Source organism: Xanthomonas sp. D-36-1 (genome assembly GCF_017746155.1).
Taxonomy (GTDB): Bacteria; Pseudomonadota; Gammaproteobacteria; order Xanthomonadales; family Xanthomonadaceae; genus Xanthomonas; species Xanthomonas cissicola.
The window spans coordinates 42,739-49,894 of record NZ_JAGHWR010000074.1 but is presented as its reverse complement, the minus strand read 5'-3'; the positions used below and the strand labels follow the sequence as shown (position 1 = coordinate 49,894).

Sequence of the window (7,156 nt, the reverse complement as noted above, 5' to 3'; positions counted from 1 at the left end):
GCCATGCCGGCGATGGCGTCGGGCGCGATGCCCGCCGTGCCCGTGGCAGGCACTGCCGCGACCACGCAGACGGATCAGCCGGCGGCCCTGCCGTGCCATGAGGCGATGCCTCGGCCGATTGCCATGCAGGTGCACGATAAGGCCACGCATGCGCACGCGCCCGACTGCTGCAAACTGGGCAGCTGCGACTGCCTGCAGCACTGCAGCCTCGCCTTGTTGACCTTGCCTGCCGTACCCGCGGGCCTGCTCGACCGCCCGGCGTTGCCGGCCACCTTGACCGAGGGGCGCAGCAGCCCGCTGCCCGACCAACCGGTACGACCTCCCATCGCCTGAGCGCCGACGGCCCTGCCTTGGCCGTCCTCGGCCCTGCGCGTGCTTGCGCGGGATCTCTTACGTTGTGCGCTGCGCCCATCTCTTGCCGATGGAGCGCGCAGGAGTTGTCATGTCTTTCGATCCCTCGTTTTCCCACGGCTCAACCGCCAGCGGCCTGAGCCGGCGCCGCTTCGTCCAGGGCCTGGCCCTGGGCGGTATCGCCGCCAGCGGCCTGTGGCGCAACGATGCGCGCGCCGCGGCCCAGGCGAACACGCCGGTGCTGCGCGGAAGCAGCCAGTCGCTGCAGATCGGCCGCCTGCCGGTCAACTTCACCGGGCGCCTCCGCTCTGCAATCACCGTCAACCAGAGCCTGCCGGCACCCACCCTGCGCTGGCGCGAGGGCGACACGGTGAGCGTGCGCGTGCGCAACGCGCTGACCGACCAACCCACGTCGGTGCATTGGCATGGCCTGTTGCTGCCGGCCAACATGGACGGTGTGCCGGGCATGAGTTTCGACGGCATCGCGCCGGGCCAGGAGTATCACTACCGCTTTGCGCTGCGCCAGTCCGGCACCTACTGGTACCACAGCCATTCGATGTTTCAGGAGCAGTCCGGCCTGTATGGCGCCATCGTCATCGACCCGCTGACGCCGCCGCCGTACCGGCACGATCGCGAACATTTGGTGCTGCTCTCGGACTGGACCGATCTGGATCCGGCCGCCCTGTTCCGCCGGCTCAAGCAGATGCCCAGCCACGACAACTACGCACAGCGCACCGTCGGCGATTTTCTCCGCGATGCGCGCGACGACGGCCTGCGCGCCACCCTGGCCGACCGCGGCATGTGGGGGCGCATGCGCATGACCCCGACCGACCTGTCCGATGTCAACGCCAACACCTACACCTACCTGCTCAACGGCGTGGCGCCGGCCGGCAACTGGACCGGCTTGTTCAAACCCGGCGAGAAGGTGCTGCTGCGTTTCATCAATGGCTCGTCGATGACCTACTTCGACATCCGTATCCCCGGCCTGCGCATGACCGTGGTGGCCACCGACGGGCAGTACGTGCATCCGGTCAGCGTGGACGAACTGCGCATTGCCGCGGCCGAAACCTTCGACGTGATTGTCGAGCCGCTCGGCCAGGATGCATTTACGTTATTCGCGCAGGACATGGGCCGCACCGGCTTCGCCTGCGGCACGCTGGCAGTGCAGCATGGTTTGCAGGCGCCGATTCCTGCGCTGGATCCGCGCGCCATCCTGACCATGCAGGACATGGGGCATGGCGATGGCATGGATCACGCGCTGCCCGCAATGCACGGCGCGCCCGGGATGCTGGCGGCGCATGGGATGCACACCACGCACTCGCATGACGATGCCAAGGCACACGACAAGGCGCCGCACCACTCTGCCAGCGAAACCGGCAACCAGCTGATCGACATGCGCAGCAATGCCACCGCACCGCGCCTGGACGACCCCGGCGTGGGCCTGCGCGACAACGGCCGCCGCGTGCTGTGCTACGCCGATCTGCATAGCGTGTTCGACGACCCGGATGGGCGCGAACCGGGCCGTGACATCGAGCTGCATCTGACCGGGCATATGGAAAAATTCGCATGGTCCTTCGATGGCATCGCATTCGCTTCCGCGCAACCCTTGCGTCTGCAATACGGCGAGCGCCTGCGCATCGTGCTGGTCAACGACACCATGATGCAGCACCCGATCCATCTACATGGCATGTGGAGCGACCTGGAAGATGCGCACGGCAACTTCCAGGTACGCAAGCACACCATCGACATGCCGCCCGGCACCCGTCGCACCTACCGCGTGCGTGCCGATGCGCTCGGCCGCTGGGCGTATCACTGCCATCTGCTGTACCACATGGAAGCGGGCATGATGCGCGAAGTGCGGGTGGAAGCATGAGCCGCTTTTGCATGCAGGCCTGGTTCGCGGCTGCGTTCTTGGCGAGCGCATCTGCGGTTGCGCAGGAGCATCGGCACGATGCGATGGAGGAGGTACCGCAGGACATGCAGGAGCATGCGCTGCAAGTGACCGATGGCGCACATGAGACCCCTGCATCATCTCAGGCCGCACCCATGGACCACGCTCACATGTCGCACGCTGAGATGGGCACCAATGCCATGGACCATGAACCGATGAAGCATGGATCCATGGACGATGCAGCCATCCACCACCAGGCGATGGATCACGCCTGGATGGATCACTCCAAGATGCACCACGCGCCGCCGACACACGCTGCACAAGCTCCTGCATCACCCACCGAGACACGCAGTCGCCCAAGCACCCCCATCCCCCCACCCACGGCGGACGACATCGCCGCTGCATTCGCACCATTGCACACGCATACGATGCACTCGGCAGGTATCAACCATTATGTCCTGCTCGATCGGCTGGAGGCTTCCAACACTGATCGCGGTAGCGGCCAGGCCTGGGAATCACGCGCATGGATCGGCGGCGACATCGACCGGCTCTGGCTGCGCAGCGAGGGCGAACGGCACGACGGGCGCACCGAATCCGCCTCGCTGGAAGCGTTCTATGGCCATGCCATTTCGCCGTGGTGGGATGTGCTTGTCGGCGCGCGCCAGGACATCGGCGCAGGCGAACATCGCAGCTGGGCGGCCTTCGGCGTGCAAGGACTGGCGCCCTACAAGTTCGAAACCGAAGCCACGCTGTATGTGGGGAATGGCAGCCGCGCGGCGCTGCGGCTGGAAGGCGAATACGAGGTACTGCTGACCAACCGGCTGATCCTGCAGCCGCGTGCGGAGGCCGACATCGCGCTTACCGACGACGACCGCCGCGGCATTGGCAGCGGCCTGGAACAGGTCGAACTTGGCTTGCGCCTGCGCTACGAGATCACCCGCCGCTTCGCCCCGTACATCGGCTGGGTACACAGCCGCAGCTTCGGCGATAGCGCACAGCGCGCGGCGATGGACGATGCCCCTGCGCGCGACAGCCGCTTTGTTGCCGGAGTGCGCGTTTGGTTTTGAGGCAGGTGGTACCGCGGTTGGCCCTCTCCATTAACGCTCGCGCATTCCACCCGCTGCCAGTCGGCCATGACACGCCGACAACCCTGCCCTGGCTAACATCGCCCATCCGTGCAACACGCCGCACACTCACAATCCACACCAGGAGACCGCCATGCCTTTGAACGATCTGCAACACGTGCCAGGCGCCAGTGCCGCGCCCGCCGAAACGCACGGCTTCGTGTTCAACCACACCATGCTGCGCGTCAAGGATGCAACGCAGTCACTGGATTTCTACACGCGTGTCCTGGGCTTCCGCCTGCTCGACGCACGCGATTTTGCCGACGCAAGATTCAGCCTGTATTTTCTCGCGCTGCTACCCGAAGGCGCCGCCATTCCCGATGACGACGCCCAGCGTCGCCTGTGGATGGCAGGTATCCCCGGCGTGCTCGAACTCACCCATAACCATGGCACCGAAACCCAGGATGGCCCGGTCTATCACGACGGCAACAGCGAGCCGCGCGGCTTCGGCCATCTCTGTATCTCGGTGCCGGATATCCATGCCGCCTGCGCACGTTTCGACAGCCTCAACGTGCCATACCAAAAACGCCTGGAAGACGGCCGCATGAAGCACCTGGCCTTCATCAAGGACCCGGATGGTTACTGGGTGGAGATCATTTCCAATACGCCGTTGGCGTAAGTCCAACGCTCAGCGGCAAGCTGGCGCGTCAGCGGGGACGGGAATGGCAACCAGCGGATGCCCAGGCCGAACGCGACGCGTCCCTTGCTTCGAAGCCCCGCCCCGCAACCACGCGCGGTAACTGCCAGGGCCGGTGCAACGACTGGACACAACGGCGGGCTGGAGTAGACTTTCGCCGCCCTCCGCAATGGATGCACCCAATGCTCGTCAGGAAGATTTCACTGGTCCTTGCGTTAGCAACGATCGCCGCCTGCACACAGGCGACACCGGACGCCACCGCTCCGAAGACGGCCGCAGCTGCGGCCGGCACTCCTACAAACCCGTCAGAAAAGGATGCATCTCCCATGCAGGACGCAACCCAGGGATCGACCCAGCAACTGCAGCCGCCGCGGGCCGACAGCGTGCTGTATTTCATCAGCAACGTGGACGGCGATGGCGCAACCTCGTACGAGGTCGCCAATGGCAGCTGGATTCATTATTGGTACGGCTTTCAGTTCGAACTCGGTGGTACGCGGTATTACACCGGCTTCGCCTGGGAAACGCCCGAGCGCTTCGGCGCAGAAAGCCAAGACCACTCTCCTGCGCCCGGCACCAAGGTGACGCTGGCCCATGCCACCTTCGTGACCAGCGAACCGGGGAGCAAAACGCCGTGGAAGCTGCTTGGCGCAGAGCCCTACATCGGCGAATTCGGCGGCATGGAACAGGGCAACACCGTCGACACCACGCGTCAACCACAGACCTTTGTCACCGACGACAGCAGGCTGGTGCTGGCCGTGCCGACGTGGAGCCTGCAGTCGGGTGTGCGCATCCTTTCCTACGACGCACTCGTGTTCAACCCGAAAGAAACCGATAACGTCAACGACAAGCATTGGACCTATATCGGCAACATTCCCGCGGGTGAGGACAACAGCGCCAACTGTGGCGAAGATGCGCCCGGGAAGATTGCCTGCGTCAAGAACAGCAGCACGCTTGCGTTCGTGAAGCAGCCCGGCCTGCCCGCGTTGCGGGTAACCGTCTCTGCCGATCCGCCGACGAGCGGGGGTGACGCGACGGTTGAATATCGCTACGATGCGGCCAGCAAATCGTATTTGCCGACCCCTTGATACAGGACCAAAGGAATTGGTTCGGGCGGCGTACCGCTGCAGCCGCGTGGCTGCAGCACTCAATCAAGGACCTTGAGCGATGCCGACGAACTACTCACGAGCCCAAGTGCTCGACATCATCGAACGCGAAGCGGCCGAGCGGAATATTCCGCGTGACGACTTCCTGCGTTTTGCCCACGTAGAGACTGGCGGCGCCTTCGACGAGTTGGCCAGCCGCGGCCCCGGTGGTGCGAAAGGACTGTTCCAGTTCACTCCGCCAACCGCCCAGCAGTACGGTATCGCCGGACGCGAGCTGGACGCGGTGGTCAACACCGACGCAGCAGCGCGACTGTATCTGGATAACCGGACGAGCCTGGTCAATCGGCACGAACGCGATGGGCGGCCCTACCTGTCGGGCAAGCCGGAGCCCGATGGCCTGGATATGTACCTGGCCCACCAGCAAGGCGCCGGTGGCTACCGCTCTCTGCAGACCGCGATCGCCACGGGATCTTTTGGCCTGGAAAGCACACGCGCCAATATTCTCAACAATGTCGGCGAGAAAGAGCTGAAGTCGTTGACCGGCGTGGATTCGGCAACGTTCCGGCGCATGTCCGACAAGGATATGGCGCAGACGTTTGTGCAGTACTGGGATACGAAGATGGACCGTATCCGTATTCCCGAAAAAGGCATCGAGCCCATTTCGGCCACGCAGCAGGCACCGTCGCACGCTGCGCCAGCGCACGCCGCGCCTGCCCAGCCGGAAAAACCCGCAGCGCACGGCATCGCGCTTCACGCGGCCTACGACCTCACCAATAAATACGACCACGTCAAATACGGCCTGGGCGCGAAAGATCCCGACAAAGGCAGGGTCGATTGTTCTGGCTGGGTGGTCGAGATGCAGAACGCGACCATGGACGAGATCAACAAGGGCGCCGGCAAGGCCATCTTCACCAAGGACGAAAAGTTCAGCCCTGGTTTCGACAGCGCGTCCGAACTGCTGCGCAAGGCCGAGCTGCGCTCCGGCGTGCTGATCCAAGGCAAGGACGTGACCGCCCAGAACCTCAAAGAAGGCATGATCATCGGCGAGGACAATGGCCCGCAGAGTTGGGACAAGGGGCGTTACAAGGGCATCGACCACATCACGATGGTGGTGCGCGACCCCAAGGATGGCCAGCTCAAGATCAGCCAATCCCGTGGCGGCGAGGGTGTTGAGCTCAGTTCGCTGGATTCCTACCTCGAGCGCAAGCACGCCAAGGGCGTCAAGCTGTATGCGAGCGACCCGCTGTCTGAGGCGCGCGACCTGCTGCAGGAGCGCAACCAGAACAAGCAGCAATCCCACCCAGCGTCCGAGCACAAACCCAGCCAGGCACACGCCGCCGCAGATGCGCCGAGTGTCCTGCGCGACAATGCGCGCGGTGCAGAAGTGCGCACATTGCAGCAGACGCTGCAGCAACTGGGTTACAAGGACGCAGGCGGCAACGAACTCAAGGCTGACGGTGCCTATGGCCAACGGACCAGCGACGCGGTCAAGGCATTCCAGCGTGCGCATGGGCTGCAGGACGATGGCGTGGTGGGCCGCGATACGCAGGCTGCATTGAAGCAGGCGGAAAAGACGCCACTGCTCTCGGAGAAAACCAACCCCGACCACCCGCTGTTCAATCAGGCGGTCAACAAGCTGGAACAGCTCGGTCCCAATGCCTTCGCCAATCGGCAGCAGTTGGTAAACGCGGCCGGCCACATGACCTTCGAAGCCAAGGTCAGCGGCATGCAGCGCATCGACATGGTGGCGCAAAGCAAGGATGGCAACGGACTGTTTGCCGTGCAGGGTCAGCCAACCGACCCGGCGCATCAGCGGATCTACACCGAAAAGGCAACCGCTGCGGAACGTCTGCTGGAGCAAAGCAGCAATGCGGTGCGGCAGGAAGCGCAGACGCAGACGCAGGTTCAAGATCAGCACGAGCAACAACGTAGCCAGGCGCGTAGCGTCGGTTGATCTTCGTGCAATAGTCACACAGAAGGGGCACCGATCGATGGATCGGCGCCCCTTCGGGTTTACGCCTGCATTACGCGTTCTTTCGAATCACGTCGG

General features: G+C 64.1%; 6 protein-coding genes. All 6 read left to right on the top strand.

Annotation, left to right across the window (positions count from 1 at the left end; genetic code table 11):
- Window positions 1-333, top strand: a 333-nt coding sequence (locus J7367_RS18385) for a CopL family metal-binding regulatory protein (protein ID WP_209028966.1), incomplete at its 5' end; no start/stop codon positions are given.
- 88 nt (window positions 334-421) lie between these two features.
- Window positions 422-2,224 (top strand): copper resistance system multicopper oxidase, encoded by a 1,803-nt coding sequence (locus J7367_RS18380; protein WP_057658926.1) that lies wholly within the window; start codon window positions 422-424, stop codon window positions 2,222-2,224.
- Entirely contained in the window at window positions 2,221-3,309 is a 1,089-nt protein-coding gene (locus tag J7367_RS18375) for a copper resistance protein B (protein ID WP_057658930.1), read from the top strand. The genes J7367_RS18380 and J7367_RS18375 overlap by 4 nt, the downstream gene beginning before the upstream one ends.
- Before the next feature lie 151 nt (window positions 3,310-3,460).
- Complete coding sequence (gloA, locus tag J7367_RS18370; protein WP_007970404.1) at window positions 3,461-3,985, top strand: lactoylglutathione lyase; 525 nt, start codon at window positions 3,461-3,463, stop codon at window positions 3,983-3,985.
- A gap of 344 nt (window positions 3,986-4,329) precedes the next feature.
- Window positions 4,330-5,088 (top strand): hypothetical protein, encoded by a 759-nt coding sequence (locus J7367_RS18365; protein WP_022560009.1) that lies wholly within the window; start codon window positions 4,330-4,332, stop codon window positions 5,086-5,088.
- A gap of 106 nt (window positions 5,089-5,194) precedes the next feature.
- Window positions 5,195-7,060, top strand: coding sequence for an XVIPCD domain-containing protein (locus J7367_RS18360; protein ID WP_057658932.1), 1,866 nt, complete (start codon window positions 5,195-5,197; stop codon window positions 7,058-7,060).
- The last annotated feature ends 96 nt before the right edge of the window (window positions 7,061-7,156 follow it).